This is a genomic window from Halospina sp. K52047b (assembly GCF_008709855.1).
GTDB lineage: Bacteria > Pseudomonadota > Gammaproteobacteria > Pseudomonadales > Oleiphilaceae > Halospina > Halospina utahensis_B.
Genome location: NZ_VYJH01000009.1, coordinates 42,055 through 60,899, shown reverse-complemented (window position 1 = coordinate 60,899; position 18,845 = coordinate 42,055). Strand labels below are relative to the sequence as shown.

16 protein-coding genes are annotated in these 18,845 nt (G+C 61.0%); 5 read left to right on the top strand and 11 right to left on the bottom strand.

Features of this window, described 5'->3' with window-relative positions:
• Positions 1–87: 87 nt before the first annotated feature.
• The 3 genes from F3089_RS11835 to F3089_RS11825 are packed head-to-tail and all read left to right on the top strand — an operon-like array spanning position 88 to position 3,709.
• Positions 88–1,167 carry an FAD:protein FMN transferase gene (locus F3089_RS11835; protein WP_151441002.1) on the top strand — a complete coding sequence of 360 codons (1,080 nt, stop codon included), beginning with the start codon at positions 88–90 and terminating at the stop codon, positions 1,165–1,167.
• Positions 1,168–1,179: 12 nt separating this feature from the next.
• Positions 1,180–2,535 carry a magnesium transporter gene (gene mgtE, locus F3089_RS11830; RefSeq protein WP_151441001.1) on the top strand — a complete coding sequence of 452 codons (1,356 nt, stop codon included), beginning with the start codon at positions 1,180–1,182 and terminating at the stop codon, positions 2,533–2,535.
• A 10-nt stretch (positions 2,536–2,545) separates the two neighbouring features.
• On the top strand, positions 2,546–3,709 hold the full coding sequence (locus F3089_RS11825; RefSeq protein ID WP_151441000.1) for a GNAT family N-acetyltransferase: 1,164 nt from the start codon (positions 2,546–2,548) through the stop codon (positions 3,707–3,709).
• A 145-nt stretch (positions 3,710–3,854) separates the two neighbouring features.
• Here F3089_RS11825 and F3089_RS11820 read toward each other — a convergent pair whose 3' ends face one another.
• Positions 3,855–4,049 carry a YgaP family membrane protein gene (locus tag F3089_RS11820; protein WP_151440999.1) on the bottom strand — a complete coding sequence of 65 codons (195 nt, stop codon included), beginning with the start codon at positions 4,047–4,049 and terminating at the stop codon, positions 3,855–3,857.
• 211 nt (positions 4,050–4,260) lie between these two features.
• Between F3089_RS11820 and F3089_RS11815 the strand changes: the two genes are divergently transcribed.
• The gene (locus tag F3089_RS11815; RefSeq protein ID WP_151440998.1) at positions 4,261–5,127 is read left to right on the top strand and encodes an MBL fold metallo-hydrolase; all 867 of its coding nucleotides are present in this window, start codon (positions 4,261–4,263) and stop codon (positions 5,125–5,127) included.
• A gap of 132 nt (positions 5,128–5,259) precedes the next feature.
• Here the strand turns inward: F3089_RS11815 and cydC are convergent, their stop codons facing one another.
• The 9 genes from cydC to F3089_RS11770 all read right to left on the bottom strand — a co-directional run bounded on the left by cydC (position 5,260) and on the right by F3089_RS11770 (position 16,246).
• Positions 5,260–6,927 (bottom strand): thiol reductant ABC exporter subunit CydC, encoded by a 1,668-nt coding sequence (cydC, locus tag F3089_RS11810; protein ID WP_151440997.1) that lies wholly within the window; start codon positions 6,925–6,927, stop codon positions 5,260–5,262.
• Entirely contained in the window at positions 6,920–8,593 is a 1,674-nt protein-coding gene (gene cydD / locus F3089_RS11805; RefSeq protein ID WP_151440996.1) for a thiol reductant ABC exporter subunit CydD, read from the bottom strand. Before cydD ends, cydC begins: the two co-directional genes overlap by 8 nt.
• Positions 8,577–9,578, bottom strand: a complete 1,002-nt coding sequence (gene cydB / locus F3089_RS11800) for a cytochrome d ubiquinol oxidase subunit II (RefSeq protein ID WP_151440995.1) — start codon at positions 9,576–9,578, stop codon at positions 8,577–8,579. Before cydB ends, cydD begins: the two co-directional genes overlap by 17 nt.
• Positions 9,578–10,990: a cytochrome ubiquinol oxidase subunit I gene (locus tag F3089_RS11795; protein ID WP_151440994.1), complete on the bottom strand. Its 1,413-nt coding sequence runs from the start codon at positions 10,988–10,990 to the stop codon at positions 9,578–9,580. Before F3089_RS11795 ends, cydB begins: the two co-directional genes overlap by 1 nt.
• Positions 10,991–11,064: 74 nt before the next feature.
• The gene (locus tag F3089_RS11790; protein WP_151440993.1) at positions 11,065–12,795 is read right to left on the bottom strand and encodes a SulP family inorganic anion transporter; all 1,731 of its coding nucleotides are present in this window, start codon (positions 12,793–12,795) and stop codon (positions 11,065–11,067) included.
• A complete protein-coding gene (locus tag F3089_RS11785) occupies positions 12,792–14,081 on the bottom strand; it encodes an NAD(P)/FAD-dependent oxidoreductase (RefSeq protein WP_151440992.1) in 1,290 nt (429 codons plus the stop codon). Before F3089_RS11785 ends, F3089_RS11790 begins: the two co-directional genes overlap by 4 nt.
• A 23-nt stretch (positions 14,082–14,104) precedes the next feature.
• Positions 14,105–14,545, bottom strand: a complete 441-nt coding sequence (locus tag F3089_RS11780; RefSeq protein ID WP_151440991.1) for a protein tyrosine phosphatase family protein — start codon at positions 14,543–14,545, stop codon at positions 14,105–14,107.
• A 15-nt stretch (positions 14,546–14,560) separates the two neighbouring features.
• Positions 14,561–15,472, bottom strand: a complete 912-nt coding sequence (locus F3089_RS11775) for an MBL fold metallo-hydrolase (protein WP_151440990.1) — start codon at positions 15,470–15,472, stop codon at positions 14,561–14,563.
• 147 nt (positions 15,473–15,619) lie between these two features.
• On the bottom strand, positions 15,620–16,246 hold the full coding sequence (locus F3089_RS11770; RefSeq protein WP_151440989.1) for a peroxiredoxin: 627 nt from the start codon (positions 16,244–16,246) through the stop codon (positions 15,620–15,622).
• 208 nt (positions 16,247–16,454) lie between these two features.
• Between F3089_RS11770 and F3089_RS11765 the strand changes: the two genes are divergently transcribed.
• The gene (locus tag F3089_RS11765) at positions 16,455–17,501 is read left to right on the top strand and encodes a PA0069 family radical SAM protein (protein WP_151440988.1); all 1,047 of its coding nucleotides are present in this window, start codon (positions 16,455–16,457) and stop codon (positions 17,499–17,501) included.
• Here F3089_RS11765 and F3089_RS11760 read toward each other — a convergent pair.
• A complete protein-coding gene (locus tag F3089_RS11760; protein WP_151440987.1) occupies positions 17,498–18,808 on the bottom strand; it encodes an ATP-grasp domain-containing protein in 1,311 nt (436 codons plus the stop codon). The two genes, F3089_RS11765 and F3089_RS11760, sit on opposite strands and share 4 nt — an antisense overlap.
• Between the last annotated feature and the right edge of the window lie 37 nt (positions 18,809–18,845).

Here is an 18,845-nt window from a genome sequence, read left to right as displayed (position 1 = left end):
TCGGGCTTTTTTGTGTCCGCGCCACGGATGTTAAGCCAGCCCGGAGAGAGTATAATGCCGCCAGTCACTGACCGGCCCGGAGCCATCATGCCACGCCGTACCGCGCTTCCGCCTGCCCTGATCCTCTGTCTTCTGATCCCACTGATGCTTCTGGGCGGCTGCAGTGATCCCGGCGAGCCGCAAAACCGGGAAGTTCCCGTCACCCGGGTTGAAGGGCGGATCTTCGGTACTTTCTACCAGGTCAGCGTTGCCGGCGAGCTCCCCGAAGAGCGTCGTGAATCCCTGCATGAAGCCGTGCGCGGGGTTCTCGCCAAAGTCGACCAGGGCATGTCCACCTACCGCGATGACTCCGACCTCATGCGGCTCAACAGCAGCACGCCGGGCGACTGGGTCAATCTGCCGGAAGGAGTGATCGATGTGCTGCAGGCGGCCGATGACCTCTCGGAACGCACCGAAGGCGCCTTCGATACCACCATCGGCGGCCTGGTTAACCTGTGGAGCTTTGGCCCCGAGGCCCGCCCTACAGAGGTACCAGCGGACGCCACCATTGAGGCGCGCCTGGAACAGGTTGGTCACGGGAATCTCGAGATCAACCCGGAAGCCAACCGGGCCCGGCGCATGACAGACCTGTTCGTGGATCTATCGGCCATTGCCAAGGGCGAGGCGGTGGACCGGGTTTCGGCCCTGCTGGAGGAACAAGGCCATGAAAACCACCTGGTGAACATCGGAGGCGAGCTGCTGACCAGCGGGCGCAAGGCGCAGAACACACCATGGCGCATCGGCATTGAAGTCCCCCGGGACGGGCCACAGAGCCCTCGCCATATACTGCCGCTGGAAGATATGTCGCTGGCCACTTCAGGCGATTACCGCAACTACTTTGAAGTGGACGGACAGCGTTATTCCCACACCATTGACCCACGCAACGGGCGTCCGGTCACGCATTCGCTGGCATCGGTCAGTGTCTTCCACCCCAGTAACCGGAGGGCGGACGCACTGGCCACGGCCTTCATGGTGATGGGCGGGGACGAAACCCTGAATTATGCCCGCACCCATGACGTTGCCGTGCTCGTTATCGAGCACCAAGACGACCGCTTCCAGACCCGGGTATCCCCGGCTCTTGAACAGATGCTCTCCGAGGAGGATCTGGCAGCGCTGAACACCGACTGACCGGAGACGGCTATGACCGAAACCGCCGAACTCGAATCCGAAGTCCGGACGCTGCTCGAACAGGGCGACCTTGATGCCGCCATTGAGTTCCTCAATAACCGCCACCCCGCGGAAGTCGGTGGGGTTATTGACGAGCTCGACGGTGAAACCGCCTACGCCCTGTTCGACCAGCTCGACCGCCGTACCCAGGCGCGAATACTGCCCTACATGCAGCCGTCCCATCAGCTGAGCATGGTCCAGCACCTGGGTCGCCACGCCCAGGCCAGGCTGCTGACGGACATGAACGCCGACGAACGGGCCGACCTCTACCAGGAACTGCCCGAGGACGTTCAGGAAGCGCTGATGCCCGCCCTGGCCAAGGCGGAACGCGAGGATCTGCTGCGGCTTACCAGCTACCCCGAGGGGACCGTTGGCTCGGTGATGACCAGCGAGTACGCCACGGTCCCGGCCCACATCAGCGCCCGCCAGGCCATCGAGCGCCTACGCCTGCAGGCGCTGAACAAGGAAACAATCTACGTCGCCTACGTGCTCGATACCGAGCGTCACCTGCTGGGGATCGTGACCCTGAGTGGGCTGGTGGTGGCCTCCCCCGGGGAGTCGGTCGAGGACCTGATGCAGACCGAGGTGGTCAACGTTCATACGGACGCACCCAGCGCCGAGGCGGCACGCCTGATCGCCGACTACGACCTGCTGGCGGTCCCGGTGGTGGACGATGAAGACCGCATGGTCGGCATCGTCACCCACGACGATGCCATGGACGTTCAGGAGGCCGAGGCCACCGAGGACATCCACAAGGGCGCCAGCGTCGGCGACCTGCCGGGCAGCCTCAAGGAAACCGCGCTCACAACCCTCTACCAGAAGCGCATCATGTGGCTGGTACTGCTGGTCTTCGCCAACGTTTTCTCAGGGGCAAGCATCTCGCTCTACGAGGACACCATCCAGGCCCACGTGGGGCTGGTGTTCTTCCTGCCACTGTTGATCGCCAGTGCCGGTAACGCCGGCTCCCAGTCCGCCACCCTCATGGTGCGCGCCATCGCCACCGGCGACGTCATCAGCGGCGACTGGTTCCGCATGCTGCTGCGCGAAATCGGCCTGGGGCTGATGCTCGGGCTGACCATGGCAGCCGCCGTCGCGGCTATCGGGCTCTACCGGGGCGGCGCCGAGTTGGCCCACGTGGTATCGCTGACCATGGTGATCGTGGTGCTCAGCGGCAGCCTCATCGGCATGTCACTGCCGTTCGTGCTCAACAAGCTGAACATGGACCCGGCCACAGCCAGCGCCCCGGTGGTTTCGTTCATCGCCGACGTCGCCGGTATCCTGGTCTATTTCGGGCTCGCCTCCGCGCTGCTGTCCATACCGGCCCAATAGGGAGCGCAACATGGCGTTCATCGACAGCCTCGCTGCTATCGAGCCGAGCGAATGGAACCGCCTGCAGGGAACCCATTCCCCCTTTCTGCGCCATGAGTTCCTGTACGGGCTGGAAACCACGGGCTGCACCACAACAGCAACCGGCTGGACGCCCCACCACTGGATTGAACGGGATGACCAGAGCCAACTGATGGCGGCCCTTCCCTGCTACCGCAAGCACCACTCATTCGGCGAGTACGTGTTCGACTGGGCCTGGGCAGAGGCCTGGGCCCATTACGGGCGCGATTACTACCCCAAGCTGCTCAGCGCGGTGCCCTTCACGCCCTGCGAGGGCCCCCGCCTCCTGCTGCACCCTGAGGCGGACGGCACCAGTGCCGGGTTCCGCGGCACGGAGGCGATTCTGGCGGAAATGGTCGACGGCTCGGCCTCCAGCTGGCACCTGCTGTTCCCGGATGCGGAATCACAGCACCACCTGGATCGCGACCAGTGGCTGCGCCGCCTGAGCTGCGAATTCCACTGGCACAACCCGGGCTTCCCGAACTTCGAGGGGTTCCTGGCTACCCTGAAATCGCGCAAACGCAAGCAGATCCGGCGCGAACGGCGCCTGGTCGCGGACCAGGGCATTGAATTCCGCCACTACTCCGGCCGCAACGGCATTCCGGAGAACGCACTGGAAGCTTTCCATGTCTTCTACCAGGCCACCTATCTCAAGCGCGGCCAGCGCCCCTACCTCAACCGGGATTTCTTCCAGTACCTGGCGGACCGCATGCCGGAACAGCTCACCCTGGTCATGGCTGTCCACCAGGGCCACTACGTGGCCGCTGCTCTCTTCCTGCACGATGAGCAGCGCCTCTACGGCCGGTACTGGGGCTGTCTCGAGGAGTACGATCAACTCCACTTCGAGGCCTGCTACTACCAGGGCATCGACCTCTGCATCGAACGGGCGCTGAGCCGCTTCGACGCCGGCGCCCAGGGCGAGCACAAGCTCAAGCGCGGCTTCCAGCCGGAGCTGTTCGAATCCTTCCACTGGGTGGGCGATGAGCAGCTGAGGCCAGCGGTCGCGGATTTCTGCCGACGCGAGGCGCAAGCCATCAGGGCCTATACTGAAAAGGCAGCTCAGGAGCTGCCTTTTGTATCGTCTTCGACCTCTCCCGGGGCCGGGAGTTCGAACTGATCAGCTAGTCAGAAGCACCCAGGCCAAGTCGCTCACGCACGCCCGGCTCAAGGCTGTCCAGCCCTACGGCCCTGCCTTCCTCCAGGGCGATTTCTGCCGGAACGCCGACTTGATGCCGGTACAGGGCCCACATCGCCCCGCGCCTTTAGCGGTTGCCGGCCTTGCAGGTGCTGATCCCGATCAAGCTGTAAGCCGGGCAATTGCCCATAGCAGCCGTCGCTAGAGGAATCAGACCGATCAGGCCCCATGCACTTTCAGGTCCGATAAAAACCAGGGCGACCAGAACCACCCCGACTATGGCACGAATGCTGCGATCCAAAGCACCGATATTGACTGTCATGACTCAATCTCCCGAATTTGTAATCCTTAAAGGAATATTGTTATTCCTTAACACACTATGCTGCGCCTTCATGCTGCGGAATTCAATCCGACTTTCATTGAGCCAAGCTATCAAAGGCAGAGGCTTAATATTTCGATTAAGTCTATAGTTATAATTATTAGAATGTTCTAATTGTGAAATAGGTGACCAACCGTGCAGAGGTGACGACGCTATGAATAGCCCACAGGTACAACACTTTTTCGACGAACCCACAAACACATTCAGCTACGTGGTTCAGGACCCTGACAGCAGGGCCTGCGCCATCATCGATTCGGTATTGGATTTTGACTACGCGGCGGGACGCACGGACGTGCGGTCGGCTGACGAGATCATCCGTTTCATCAGAGACAATCAGCTAGAAGTTGAATGGATCCTCGAAACCCACGTCCATGCTGACCACCTCTCTGCCGCCCCCTACCTGCATGAGCAGCTGGGTGGCCAGACAGGCATCGGCCATAAGATCATGGAAGTTCAGGATATTTTTGGAAAAGCCTTCAATGCGGGAACTGAGTTCGCCCGTGATGGCAGTCAGTTCGACCGGCTTTTCAGTGAAGGGGACACCTTTACCATCGGCAATCTCGAGGCGAGCGTTCTGCACACCCCGGGGCATACCCCCGCGTGCCTGACATACGTCATTGGCGATGCCGCCTTCGTTGGCGACACCCTCTTTGCCCCTGACGCCGGTACCGCGCGCTGTGATTTCCCGGGGGGAGACGCGCATACCATGTACCACTCAGTCCAGAAGGTGTTGGCTCTGCCACCAGAAACACGCATCTTCCTCTGCCATGACTATAAAGCTCCGGGTCGTGATGAATTTGTCCACGAGACAACCGTTGCCGAACAGCGTGAACGCAACATCCATGTCCGCGAAGGCATCAACGAGGATGAGTTCGTGAAGATGAGAACCGAGCGTGACGCCACGCTGAACATGCCACGCCTGATCCTGCCCTCGGTCCAGGTCAACATGAGAGCCGGGGAGATGCCGCCCGCTGAGGACAATGGTCAGGTGTACCTCAAGGTCCCCATCAATCGCTTCTGATTCATAGCCAGTGGCCAACCGCCCAGATAGTAACCGAGAGATCAGAGTAGAAAGCGATATAGGACACTTCGACTTGGCGACACAGCGCCGGACTTTTCCGCCGTCTGACCGTCCCTGTCCCCGTTGCGGCGGTTACCCTGAGGGGGCCGCCGCCAGCGAAATGACCCTGTCCGCCTCAATAAAGGGCAATGAGTCGTGCAGCATAAGCACAACGCTGCAACCGCTGAGCCAGGGCTGAATGCCTTTCCAGACCCGCTTCGCTGTCGCCTCATCAAGCCCCGTGAAAGGCTCATCAAGAATGACGATCGGCGCCGACCGCAGCAGCACGCGCGCCAGCGCAAGACGTCGCCCCTCACCGCCGGAGAGCTGCCCTCCCCCTTCACCAACAGGCGTCTCAAGACCACGATCCAGTGACGCCACCAGCGGCGCCAGGTCTACCGCTTCAAGAACCCGCCAAAGCCGGCTTTCACTCGCATCGGCATCTCCCACCCGGAGGTTAGCGGCTACCGATTCATTGAAAAGATGAGCATCCTGGGTCAGCAAGCTGATGCGCTCACGCCACTCGCTGAGCGAAAACAGGGCGCCGTCATTACCATTAACCATCACCTGCCCATCGTCTGGTGCTGTCAGGCGGGCCGCCAATGAAGCCAAAGTGGACTTACCACTGCCTGACGCTCCCGTTATAACCAGCCGCTCTCCCGGTGAGACCGAGAGACTGAAATCCTCGAAAACGACCGGCGCACCGCGGGCAACACGGATATGGGACCAGGTCAGCGTGGGATTTTCAGGCAAACCAACCTCCGACGGTTGGCCTGATGAGTCTGGCTGGGAACCGTCCTGAGTGTTGAGGCGTTCGGCAGCCGCTTCCGTCGCTCCCCAGCGCATGAACGCCCTGGGCAGCGGCAGGAACCCTTCAGACAATGCCATGATAACCAGAGGAATTAGGACCATCACGGCACCCGAGATCTGGCCCGCCTGCCAGGCCTGGGACGCGAACAGCAGCAGGGCCGCCACCAGCAGGTGGATCACCAGCGTATTCAGCGCCTGCCCACTGATGGCCGAGGTCTCCTGCTGCATCTGACGGTATCGCTGGGCGTTGTCCTCACCCAGCAGATCATTCTGGTCGCGTGACAGCAGTCCCGCTGCGGACAACTCTGCCATCCCTTCAAGTTCGGTCAGGGCGTGACTGCGCAGCCGCTCTGCGGCTTCCATTTCCGCTGCACCATGCCGCCGCGTCCACCAGGCCATGCCCAGCGTCACCACGCCAAGCCAGGGCACGAGCACAGCCAGCACCACCAGTGACAGCGCCGGGGCAAACACAGCAATCAGCCCGGCTGCCCCCAGGCTTGCTGCAAGCGCTACCAATGGCGGCGCGATCTGACGCAGGTAGAGATTGTCGAGCGTGTCCACGTCGCTGACCAGCCTGTTCAGAAAGGCCGCCGATCCCAAACGCTTAGCGCTGTATGCCTCGGCCCTGAGCAGTTTGCGGAAAAGCTCCACCCGGATATCCGCCAGCAGCCGGAGTACCACATCATGATTGACCAGACGCTCAAAATAGCGGCTGGCCGTGCGCGCCAGCGCAAAGAACCGGATTCCCCCTCCCGGCGCATAGAGGTTCAGGCTGGCATTGAGCCCGGCGGCCCAGGCCAGTGCGGTAATGGCGGTGGCGGTAATGAACCAGCCAGAGAGAGCGAGAAGTCCCAGACCCGCCATCAACGTTGCGGCCATCAACACAAGGCCCACTGCCAACTGCCGGCGATGACGCTGGAGCAGGCGCAGCCAGGGTCGGAGTTCACGCATGATGAGTGCTCCCCAATGCCAGATGCTGGTCTCCCAGCGCGCGCAGCGCCGGCTGATGGGAGGCAATCACACAAAGGCGCCGCCCCCCTATGATCCCTCTCACCCCTTCAATCACCTCAGCCTCGGTTGCCTCATCGAGCCCAGCTGTCGGCTCATCCAGCAGCATCACGGTGGACGAGGTGAGGAAAAGACGAGCCAGAGCCAGACGCCGCGCCTGACCGCCTGAAAGCCCCAGCCCCCCCTCGCCGATCCGGGTTGAAAGCCCCTCAGGAAGCCCATCCAGGACAGACCTGAGCCCTACCCGGTCGATCGCCTCCTGCATCGCCCCTTCGCTCGCCTCTGGCGCGGTCAGCCTCAGGTTCTGACGCCAGCTCCCGGGCACCAGCCAGGGCCTCTGCCCCATCCAGCCCACCGGCATCGATCCCGGCGATTGCCCGCGGATTCTGGCCTCTCCCTGTGAGGGCGCCATGAATCCCGCCAGAACCGCCAGCAGCGTGGACTTCCCGCAGCCTGAGGGCCCCGTCACAATAAGCGCCTGCCCGGATGGAAGCTCGAAATCCAGATCACTCAGCACCTCACGCCCATTCGGATAGCGCACGCCCAGTCCAGACACCCGGATGCCTGAGCTGTCAGGCTCCTGGCGTTGTGCTTGCGCCGCCTGCGGGACCAGACTGTCGCTGGCAACCAATCTCGCACTCAGGTGAGCCGCTGCCCCCAATGCGGCGGCCCTGTCGTGGTAGTACTGTGACAGCAGCCTGAGCGGCTGAAAGAACTCTGGAGCCAGGAGAAGCACAAAGAGCCCGCTGAACAGGCTCATTTCGTCTGCCGGTCCGAAAGAAATCATCCCCAGCAGCGCGAAGCCGACATAGATCGCAACCGCGGCAATTGCCACGGACGCAAAAAACTCCAGGACCGCGGAGGAAAGGAAAGCGACCCGTAAGGTCGCCATGTTCAATCGCCGGTAATGATCAGTCGCAGCCGCAACATCCTCCACCGCATCCGCGCTGCGACCGAATAGCTGCAGGGTCGTCATGCCACGGATACGATCCAGGAAGTGACCGGAGAGACGCGCAAGGGATTCGTAGTGGCGCTGGTTCACACGCTCCGCACCCATCCCGATCAAGGCCATGAACAGTGGGATCAGCGGCGCTGCCGCCAGCAGGAACAGCGCCGCCAACCAGTCCTGAACCGCGACCACGCTGAGAATAATGAGGGGAACGATAACCGCCAGGATCATCTGGGGAAGGAAGCGGGCGTAGTAGCCATCGAGCGAGTCAACCTGCTCAGTCCACTCACTGGACAGCCTGCCGGAATCGCAGCTACTGAGGCCAACTGGCCCCGCACTGGCCCAGGCATTCAGAAGTGCCCGGCGCACCTGACGCCGCACCCGGTGACTGGCCTGCAGACCGGCCATCTCCTGACCCCACTGCCCAATGCTGCGCACGACCACTGCCAGCGCCAGTGCGGCACCAGTGGCGACAAGGGTTACCGGCTGGTCGTGGACGATAAGACGATCCACGAACCAGGCCATCAAACCGAGCTGAACCACCATGGCCAGCGCCTGTACAACGCCCGCGATGACCCCCAGCGCAAGATACCCTCTGGCATCCCGCGCCCATTGGCTCAGCCATCGCGCGCCGGCGCGTGGATCAGTGGTAGCCGTCACCGGCCCTCACCTTGCCCCGGAAAACCCAGTACGTCCATGCGGTGTAGGTGAGCACAATCGGAATCACGAACAGCAGTCCCAGAAGCAGGAACAGCTGTGACTCCCAGGCTGATGCCGCGTCATAGAGCGTGATTTCAGGGGGGACAACATAAGGCCACTTGCTGACCAGAAGCCCGAGATAGGTGAAGACGAATAATCCCATGGTCGCGACAAACGGCGAGCCCTCGCGCTTGTGCGTAACCCCGTGCCAGATCCGCCAGGCGAAGAACAGTGCCAGCGCCGGAAGCACCCAGATCAGGTGCAGGTTTGAGAACCAGCGTTCATAGACAGCTTCATCCACGAACGGAGTCCAGAGGCTGATAACGCCAAACACGGCCAGCACGATCATAAGCAGAGGCCGGGCCATACGCCGGGCCCAGGCCTGCGTCGTGCCTTCGGTCTTCATAATGGTCCAGGTGCTGCCGAGCAGCGCGCATCCGGCTACCAGGCCCAGACCTGTCAGCAAGGTAAAGGGTGTAACGAAGTCCAGAGGCCCACCGACGTAGACACCGTTGGCCGTATTGATCCCTTCAATGTACTTGCCAACCACCATGCCCTGGGCAAAGGCCGCCAGAGTTGAGCCGCCCGCGAAGGCAATATTCCACAGATAACGCGAGCGGTTGGCCTTGAACCGGAACTCAAAGGCAATGCCCCGGAAGATAAGCCCTGACAGCATCAGGAAAACGCCCAGGTAAAGCGCCGGCAGCATGATCGAGTAGACCATCGGGAACGCCGCCAGAAGACCGGCCCCTCCCAGCACCAGCCAGGTTTCGTTGCCGTCCCATACCGGCGCAACCGAGTTCATCATCAGGTCACGGGACTCTTCATCCGGTGCCAGCGGAAACAGGATGCCAACCCCAAGGTCAAAGCCATCCATCAGGACATACATGATCACGCCAAACGCGATGATTCCGGCCCAGATCAGTGTCAGGTCAAACGGTTCCATCAGGCGCGCCCTCCTTCGTGTTCAAGCGGCACATGGGCAGCGGAAAACGGTCGTTTCGCCCGTTCCACTTCTTCTTGATCAAGATCGCTGTCGTGACCGGCATCCTCGACACCGCTTTCAAACAGCCGTCCGAGGTAGTAGAGCCCGGAGGTGAAGACCAGGGCGTAGACAACGATGTAACCGATAAGCGTGAACAGTGCCATGCCACCGGTCAGGGAGGGCGTTACCCCCTCTGCCTGTGTCATCTGACCATAAACCAACCAGGGTGCGCGGCCGATTTCGGTGACAAACCAGCCCGCGAGCACAGCCACAAAGGGTGCTACGCCCATCGGAACAAGCCCTTTGAGGAACCAGCGACTGCGCCAGTAGCGGCCTCCGGGACGCAACAGGAGACCAGCGATTGCGAACGCGATCATCAGCATGCCAAGACCAACCATGACACGGAACGACCAGAAGACGATCGCGACCGGCGGCTGCTCCTCTCTAGGCACCGCAGAAACACCGGGGACAACGCCGTCAGTGTCGTGCTTCAGGATCAGGCTCGCGAGGCCGGGGATTCCGACCTCCCAGTGGTTGGTCTGTGCCTGCTGGTCCGGCCAGGCGAACAGAAGCAGCGGGACGTTGGACGAGGTCTCCCAGTTGCCTTCCATCGCCGCCACCTTGGTGGGCTGGTGCTTGAGGGTGTTGAGACCATGAAGGTCTCCGACCCACAGCTGAGCGGGCGCGATCACCAGAAGAAGCCAGAGACACATGGACAATGCACGCCGGTTGGCTTCAACCTCGCGCCCTTTCAGGAGGAACCAGGCACTGAGGGACGCCACCACAAACCCGCCCGTCAGGAATGACGCCAGCCCCATATGGGTAAACCGGTACCAGAATGACGGATTGAATATTGCCTCACTCCAGGAAACGACCTGGTGCATGCCGTTTTCCATCACGGTTCCCGCCGGGGTATGCATCCAACTGTTCGCGGAAAGAATCCAGAATGATGAGATGAAGGTGCCGATGGCCACCATGAACGAGGCAAACAGATAGATACCGGCCGGCACCCGGTCACGCCCGAAAAGAAGGATCCCGAGGAACGCAGCCTCAAGGAAAAATGCCGTCACCACCTCATAACTCAGAACGGGTCCGAGAAAGTTGGCCGTAGCCTGGGAGAAGTTGCTCCAGTTCGTCCCGAACTGGAACGACATGACAATCCCCGAGACCACCCCCATACCGAAGACCACGGCGAAGACCTTGATCCAGAACTTTGACAGGCGCGTGTACAGCGGATTGCCCGATGCGTAGGCACATGTCTCAAGAAATGCGATGAACGAAGCCAACCCGATCGTGAACACCGGGAATATGGCGTGGAATGACACCACGAAAGCAAACTGTATGCGTGACAGAAGAACGGGATCGAGATCCATAAAGCCTCCGCAAGGACGGGATCACAGTGGTTATCGATTTCAATGTTGGCGATCGTGCAGCCAGGAAACAAAGGTCAAACAGACTTTCCAGCTCCGCCATCACCCCCAAGGGCCTGCCATGCCTCATAGGTGCTCAGGAAAATGCGTCCGCTGAGCTCATGGGGGAGATCGGAGTTCTTGAGCCTGTCCATGACCGGCCCCTTGACTTCCGCCAGATGCAGGCGCACGCCGGCATCGCTGAGCCGGCTGTTGATCGCCTCCAGGCTCTCCAGCGCGGAGGCGTCAATGATGTTGACTGCCTGGCAGGTCAACACCAGGTCACGCAGTTCCGGGCGCCGGGCAACCAGTTCCAGAACAGTGTCCTCAAGGTAGCGGGCATTGGCGAAATACAGGCTCTCATCGACCCGCAGCAGCGCCAGATGGCGGTCCGTCTCCACATTATGGCGCTCAACGTTGCGAAAATGCTCGGTTCCGGGAACGCGCCCCACCACGGCACTATGGGGTTGGCTCGTGCGGTACAGATGCAGCCCCAGCGAGAGCGCCACACCGGTCAGAATGCCGCTCTCGACACCGTGGAACAGTGTCAGCGCCAGCGTCGCCACCATCGCTACGCCATCCACTCGGGAATAGGCCCATGTGCGGCGGATGGCAGGCAGATCGATCAGGGTACCTACCGCGACGATAATGGTCGCCGCCAGCGTTGCCTTGGGCAGGAAAGCCAGTGGTGTGGTTAGCAGCAGCGTGGACAGCGCAATACCCAGCGCGGTGAGGGCACCGGCCAGAGGCGTGACAGCCCCAGCGTCAAAATTCACTACCGAGCGGGAGAAGCCTCCCGAAACGGGTGAACCACCGCTGACCCCAGCACCGATATTGGCAACACCCAGGGCGATCAGTTCCTGATTCGGATCGATCCGCTGACGCCGTTTGGCTGCCAGGGTCTGCGCTACTGATACCGACTCGACGAACCCGACCAGGCTGATCAGTACCGCGGCCGGAAGCAGCGTGGACCAGAGCTCACCATCGAGACTCGGCATCGCCAGAGAAGGCAGGCCGCTGGGGACCTTTCCGACCAGCTCCACGCCCTGAGCCTTGAGATTGAACCCCCAGGCAAGGAGCGTCGTCACGATTACCGCCGAGACCGGAGCAGCTTTGGCCATCAGATCCGGGGCCTGACCTGGCAGACCCAGCTTCTGCAGGCCAGTTCGCAGGTGACGCCGGCACAGCACCAGATAGAGCCAGGCACCGCCACCAATCAACAGAGTCAGACCGCTGATATTGTCCATCCCCTGCCACAGGGCCGGCACGAGTTGAGCCAGGTTATGTCCGGAGGCCTCGACACCAAAAATATGGCGCAGCTGGCTTGCCGCTATAAGGATTCCAGAGGCGGTTACGAATCCCGAAATCACCGGGTGGCTGAGAAAGTTGGCAAGAAACCCAAGCCGCAGAATCCCCATACCGACCAGAATCAGGCCGGAAAGAGCCGCGAGCACCAGGGCGCCAGCCACATACTCCGGTGTCCCAGCCTCGGCGATGCTGCCAAGCGCCGCGGCAGTCATCAGTGAAGCCACCGCCACCGGTCCGACCGCCAGCGTCGCGGATGTGCCGAGCAGCGCGTAAAGCACCAGCGGCAGCATACTGGCGTACAACCCCACCTCCGGTGGCAGCCCCGCCAGCATGGCGTATGCCAGTGCCTGAGGCACCAGCATCAGGGTGACGATTACAGCTGCTATGGCATCACGCAGGAAGGTATCGCGCCCGTAGCCGCGCAGCCAGCCCGCCAGCGGCAGCCATCGTTCCAGATTCATGCCTTATCAGCTCCCAGTGAGGTTGGGGTCGTGTCCCGCCGTTCCGGACGTGCCAGCCACTCGTGACCTTTGAGTGACAACTGCCAGTAAATCCAGGGCAGCTGCCCAGCCTTCAGCCACCAGGCGAGGCGGGTGGGTTTCGTACCGTCATTGATCCATTTCGGAAAAGTCGGCTGAAGCTCACCGCCATAGCCAAACTCCGCCAGCACAATGCGCCCGCGCTCGACCGTCAACGGACAGGACCCATAGCCCAGATAGGCTGCCGGCAGTGGATCCCCGCTGAAGGTAGCCAGAAGGTTCTCGGCGACAACCGGTGCCTGCTTGCGCACCGCCGCGGCTGTCTTGGCGTTGGGCGTGCCGCTGGCATCTCCCAGACCGAAGATGGCCGGGTAGTGGCGATGCTGGAGGGTCTCCGAATCAAGATCCAGCCATCCCCCGTCATTGCCCAGGCCCGACTCGGCGATGAATCGGGGCGCTTTCTGGGGCGGCACGGTGTGCAGCATGTCAAAACGCCGCTCCACCATGTGCTCTCCATCATCGCCAGCCACCGCGAATTGCGCGGTCCGGGACGGACCATCTACGGCCACAAGGCGATTCTGGAACTGGGTATGGATGCCGTAGCGCTCCACATAGCGCTCCAGCGCGGGAACATAATCCTGAACGCCAAACAGCTTATCGCCGGCGTTGCAGAAGTGCACATCAATGTCACCCAACCGACCCTGGCGCTGCCAGTAATGGCAGGACAGGTACATGGCCTTCTGCGGTGCACCGGCGCACTTGATCGGCATCGGAGGCTGTGAGAACAGGGCCGTCCCCTTTTTCAGCGACTGCACCAGTGACCAGGTGTAGGGCGCCAGGTCATAGCGGTAGTTGGAGGTGACCCCATTGCAGCCAAGCGTGCCACTGAGCCCCTCGATCGCATCCCAGTCCAGATCCAGCCCGGGCGCGACAATCAGCCGCCGCCAACCGAGGACACGACCATCTCCCAGCGTCACCTGACGATGCTGCGGCTCAACGCGGCTGGCGCTGGTGCGGTACCAGCTGACATCCCGCGGCATCACGCTCGCCATCGGCCTACGAGTGGACTCGGGAGAGAAGACGCCTCCTCCGACCATCGTCCATCCCGGCTGGTAGCTGTGTACCTCCGAAGGTTCAACAATGGCGATATCCAGACTGCGCTGGCGCTTGAGCAGACTGGCGGCAACGGAGATTCCCGCTGCCCCGCCACCGATGATCACGATCTGGTGGGTCGTTGTAGGCGCCGGCGTTGCGGTGTGATCACTCATGGGATGTCTCCAGTTGGTTCACGTCATTCCGGATCGGGGCTACCCCCGGCCGGCTCCAGCAGTGGACGCAGGGTCTCGGGGTCATGCCCCAGAGCCCGCATGCGCTCCAGTACCGTCTCGGGCTGCTCGCCGTCATGGCGGATTCGGGCAAGTGCCCAGAGATGGATGGAACGCCGCCCACTGCGACAGAAAATGAGAAGCGGGCGCGGCAGGGTTTCAAGTGCCTCGTGAAAGGCGGCCACGTCGGCATCCGAGTACTCACCGGTGGCCACCGGGATGCAGGTCCACGAAAGCCCCAGACTCTGCGCTTTCTGCGCAAGGGCCTGCTCATCATGATCGGCAGACTCAGCAGGCCGCCGGTTGCAGATCAGCGCCTGAAACCCCTGCTGTTGCGCATTCTCCAGGTCTTCAGCAGTCATGGCGCCGGAAAGTCCGACACCATCCTCAACCTGTTGGATCGTCATTGCTGCAACCTCCGTTCAATTACCCCAGGCCGCGCCAGAGAGGGTGTCCAGGGGAATCTTGATGTAGCGCCGACCATTGTCTTCCGGCTCCGGGAGACGACCACCGCGGGTATTGACCTGAAGCGCGTGCAGGATCAGCTTCGGCATTGGCAGCTGGCTATCGCGCTCGTTGCGCATGGCCACATAGGCTTCCCGATTCTGATCCACCAGGTGCTTGTTGCTGCGACGCTGCTCGCCCACCGTGCTTTCCCACTCAGGTTCACGGCCATCAGGCATGTAATCATGGCCCGTGAAGACCCTTGTCTCTTCCGGCAGTGCCAGGATGGCCTGGATGGACTCCCAGAGCTGTTCGGCGCTGCCGCCAGGGAAATCCGCCCGCGCTGTACCAAAGTCAGGCTGGAACAGGGTGTCGTGAACAAAGGCGGCATCGCCGATCACATAGGTGATGGATGCCAGCGTATGGCCTGGCGAGAACATCACCTCCGCTTCCATCTCACCCACGGTGAAACGGTCACCTTCACTGAACAGGCGGTCCCACTGACTGCCATCAGTCGCCAGGTCCGGGAAGTTGTAGATGTCTTTCCACAGCGCCTGCACGGCGGTTACCTCGCTGCCAATCGCCGTTGGCGCGCCGGTTTTGCCCTTCAGGTACTGAGCGGCGGAGAAATGGTCGGCGTGCGGATGGGTATCCAGAATCCATTCAACCGTCAGACCCTGGTCCGCCACGTATTCCAGGATCTCATCCGCGTGATGGGTCCCCGTCGCGCCCGATTTCTCGTCGTAATCGAGCACCGGATCAATGATCGCGCACTGGCTGGTTGCGGGATCGGAAACCACGTACTGAATGCTGAAAGTCCGCGGGTCGTAGAACCCGGCCACATCCGGCTTGCCGGCGCCTGTGCTGCTGGAACGCTCGAACGTTTTCATATCGGCCTCCAAAGGCATTAATGAGCTTCAATGAATGATGATCTATTTGGTTATAACGTTAATACCAAACGACATATAAAGCAATGGGGCGTGATTATCGGGACCATCCCCGGACGCTATCGCAGCACCAGGGATGGCCTACCGCCCTCAGAGTTTCGCCATACGCAGATAGGGCCGCAGCTCCTCCCACCCGTTCGGGAAGAGCTCACTGGCGCGCTCGTTTGGAATCGACGGCGGGATGATCACGTCATCACCCTGATTCCAGTCAGCGGGAAGCGCGCAGGTGCGGTTATCGCTGGTCTGCAGCGCATCGATGGCACGCAGAATCTCATCGAAATTGCGACCCACGGTCATCGGATAGGTCATCGTCAGACGGATCCGCTTGTCCGGATCGATGATAAAAACACTGCGCACCGCGGCCGTCTCACTCTCGCCCGGATGGATCATGTCGTAGAGCCGCGCGATATTGAAATCCGCATCCGCCAGGATCGGAAAATCAAGCGTGGTGCTCTGCGTGTCATTAACGTCCTCGATCCACTTCAGGTGCTCTTCCGCGGTATCAGTGGAAAGCCCGATGGGTTTCACGCCCCGGCGCTCGAACTGATTGGCCAGCTGCGCGGTCCGCCCCATTTCAGTGGTACATACCGGCGTGAAATCCGCAGGGTGGCTGAAGAGGAAGGCCCAGGAATCGCCAATCCAGTCATGGAAGTGGATGGTTCCCTTTGTACTCTCTGCCGTGAAATCCGGCGCTGTATCGCCAAGTCGAAGTGTCATGGTGTTTCCCCTGTGCACTGTGATTACTGATGGTTTCTGGAGAGTCGACGCCGGCTGTCGCTGTCTCCAGTACGCGAATCATAGGGGGAAACTTTTTAATATGCTATGTGAGTCTAACGATAGAACTATTAGGCTTTATAAATCGCTCGGAAGTCCCAACCACACCGTTTTCTTGACCTCAAAACTGTCTATTTATACAGTTTTGAGGATGAAGGGACGGGCCAGCCAGACCAATATCCCGCATCGGTTCGAGGCCCGCGTCAGCGAGCCATGGGCCGATGAGGGATCGTCTCCCGAAGCAGAGGGAGCGCCCCCTACCACCATCCAACCGGTGGCAGCGCGCTCGATCATCAGCCGGAATGAATCGCCGGATGTACCCTTCAGCCAGTCCGTGAACCCTTACCAGGGCTGCGAGCACGGGTGTATTTACTGCTTTGCCAGGCCTTCCCACGCCTACCAGGATCTGTCACCGGGGCTGGACTTTGAGACCCGGATCCAGGTCAAAACCAACGCGCCTGACAAGCTTAAAGCGGCTCTGGACCACCCCCGCTATAAGCCCACGCCGATTGCTCTGGGCGTCAACACGGACGCCTACCAGCCAGCAGAGAAGAATCACCGGATCACCCGCCAACTGCTGGAGATACTGCTCGAATACCGTCATCCGGTGTCCATCATTACCAAGAGCGGACTGATCCTGCGGGACACAGACCTGCTGTCGGAGATGGCGGCAATGGGGCTGTGCTCCGTGCGGATCTCGCTGACGACCCTCGACAACCGACTCAAGGGCCAGCTGGAGCCCAGGGCCACAGCAGCGGCCACGCGGTTACGGGTGCTGCGTGAACTCAGTGCTGCTGGTATCCCCACCGGGGTTCTGACCGCCCCCATCATCCCGTTCATCAATGACCACGAAATGGAATCCATGCTCACCGCAGCGGCGGAAAACGGCGCACAGCGCGCCAGCTGGGTGCTGCTGCGCCTACCCTACGAGGTGACGCCGCTGTTCGAGGACTGGCTGCAGCGTCATTACCCGGACCGGGCAACACACGTCATGAACCGTATCCGCGATCTCAGGGGTGGCAATACCAACAGCAGTGAGTGGGGACAACGGATGACGGGCACGGGCGTTCTGGCAGGACTCTATCGGCAGCGGTTCGAGCGTCAGTGCCGTGCGGTGGGGTTGAACGTGCACGAAGAGGAACCGCTGGACACCGGATTGTTCCGGCGCCCAGGCGGTGAGCAGATGGGGCTGTTCTAGACGTAGAAGTGCAGGTCTTCCTGCGCCTTGAGCAGATCCCGCATCGTGATGGGGTCGTCCCCGAAGAAGAAGACCAGCCCCCAGTGTGTGCCGAAGGCTGACCGGTCCGGTACCGTTTCCTCTTTTGGTTCGACCAGTTCGTGAGACTCGAAGTACGGATGTTCCGTGGTCTCTTTGGGCATTTCCAGCCTGCTGACGACACGATGGCGCGGGTAAACACCAAAGCACCCGGCGTAGCCCCTGGCACCTTCCACTTCTTTCGGGAAGAAGTTTTCCACCTCTTCCCTGGTGCTCTTGGGATCGAACACCAGCATGGACGCCTGATAGGCGCTGAACCCGTAAGCCCGCTCAATCAGTTCGAACGCCTTGAACCCGGGTGGACGATAGGCGATCTCACCAAAGTACATTTCGCCATCGGCGGTCACAAAGTACTCCGGGTGGATCAGGCCGAACTGGATATCGAAGGTCTTGATCAGCTTCTCGATCTGCTTGGTGATCGCGTTGCGCCAGCTTTCCAGCTCCTTGGTGGCGGGCACAAAGACCGAATACCCCAGCGTCACGTACTCAGAGATGTTGAGGAACTGGATCTTACCATCGTGGATCCAGGCCTCGACCGCGAACTCCCAGCCATCCAGGTGGCTTTCCATGAGCAGCGGATACTCTTCGTCCGGTATGTGCTCGATCTCTTCAAGCGTGCGGATCATGCGGTGCCCGAGGCAGCCGGCCTTGTCGAAGGCTTTGACGTGAATCGGGTCATCCGGGTCACCGTCAAGCTTGAGCAGCGTCTGGTTAACGCGCTTCATAAAGCGGACGATGTCGTCCTTTTCGTGGGCTTCCTCGAAAATCCCCACGCGTATACCACCCAGCTGGGCGCGGCGCTTCATCAGGGCCTTGTCCCGGAACAGGATGGACTGACCGTACATGCGCGGGTTGTCCATGAGCACTGAGTTGATCGCACCCGACCACTCAACGGTTTCCTCAAACAGGGGGATGGCGACATCAACCCCTTCTTCTTTCAGCCGCTCGGCAATTTCCAGCGAACGATCATTCAGGCGCTCAAAATCCCAGGAAATGAATGGAATCTTGTTGGCTTCGCAGAAATCAGCGGCCCACTCGGGGGCGACCACGATGTAGCGCCGATCAAACTTCTGGGCGGCTTTAATGGCGTTGACGCTCCAGCCCAGCAGTGCGATGTAGCCCTTATTCGGGTCTTTGGGTGTTTCCGTTCCGCGTACCGAGTCCAGTGTCGGATCAGTCCAGCCGGAAACATCCCGGGTTGTTGTTGGAACTTGTGATTCGCTTGGCATACATTATTCTCCTTTTGCTTTGCGCAAGAAGCTGACG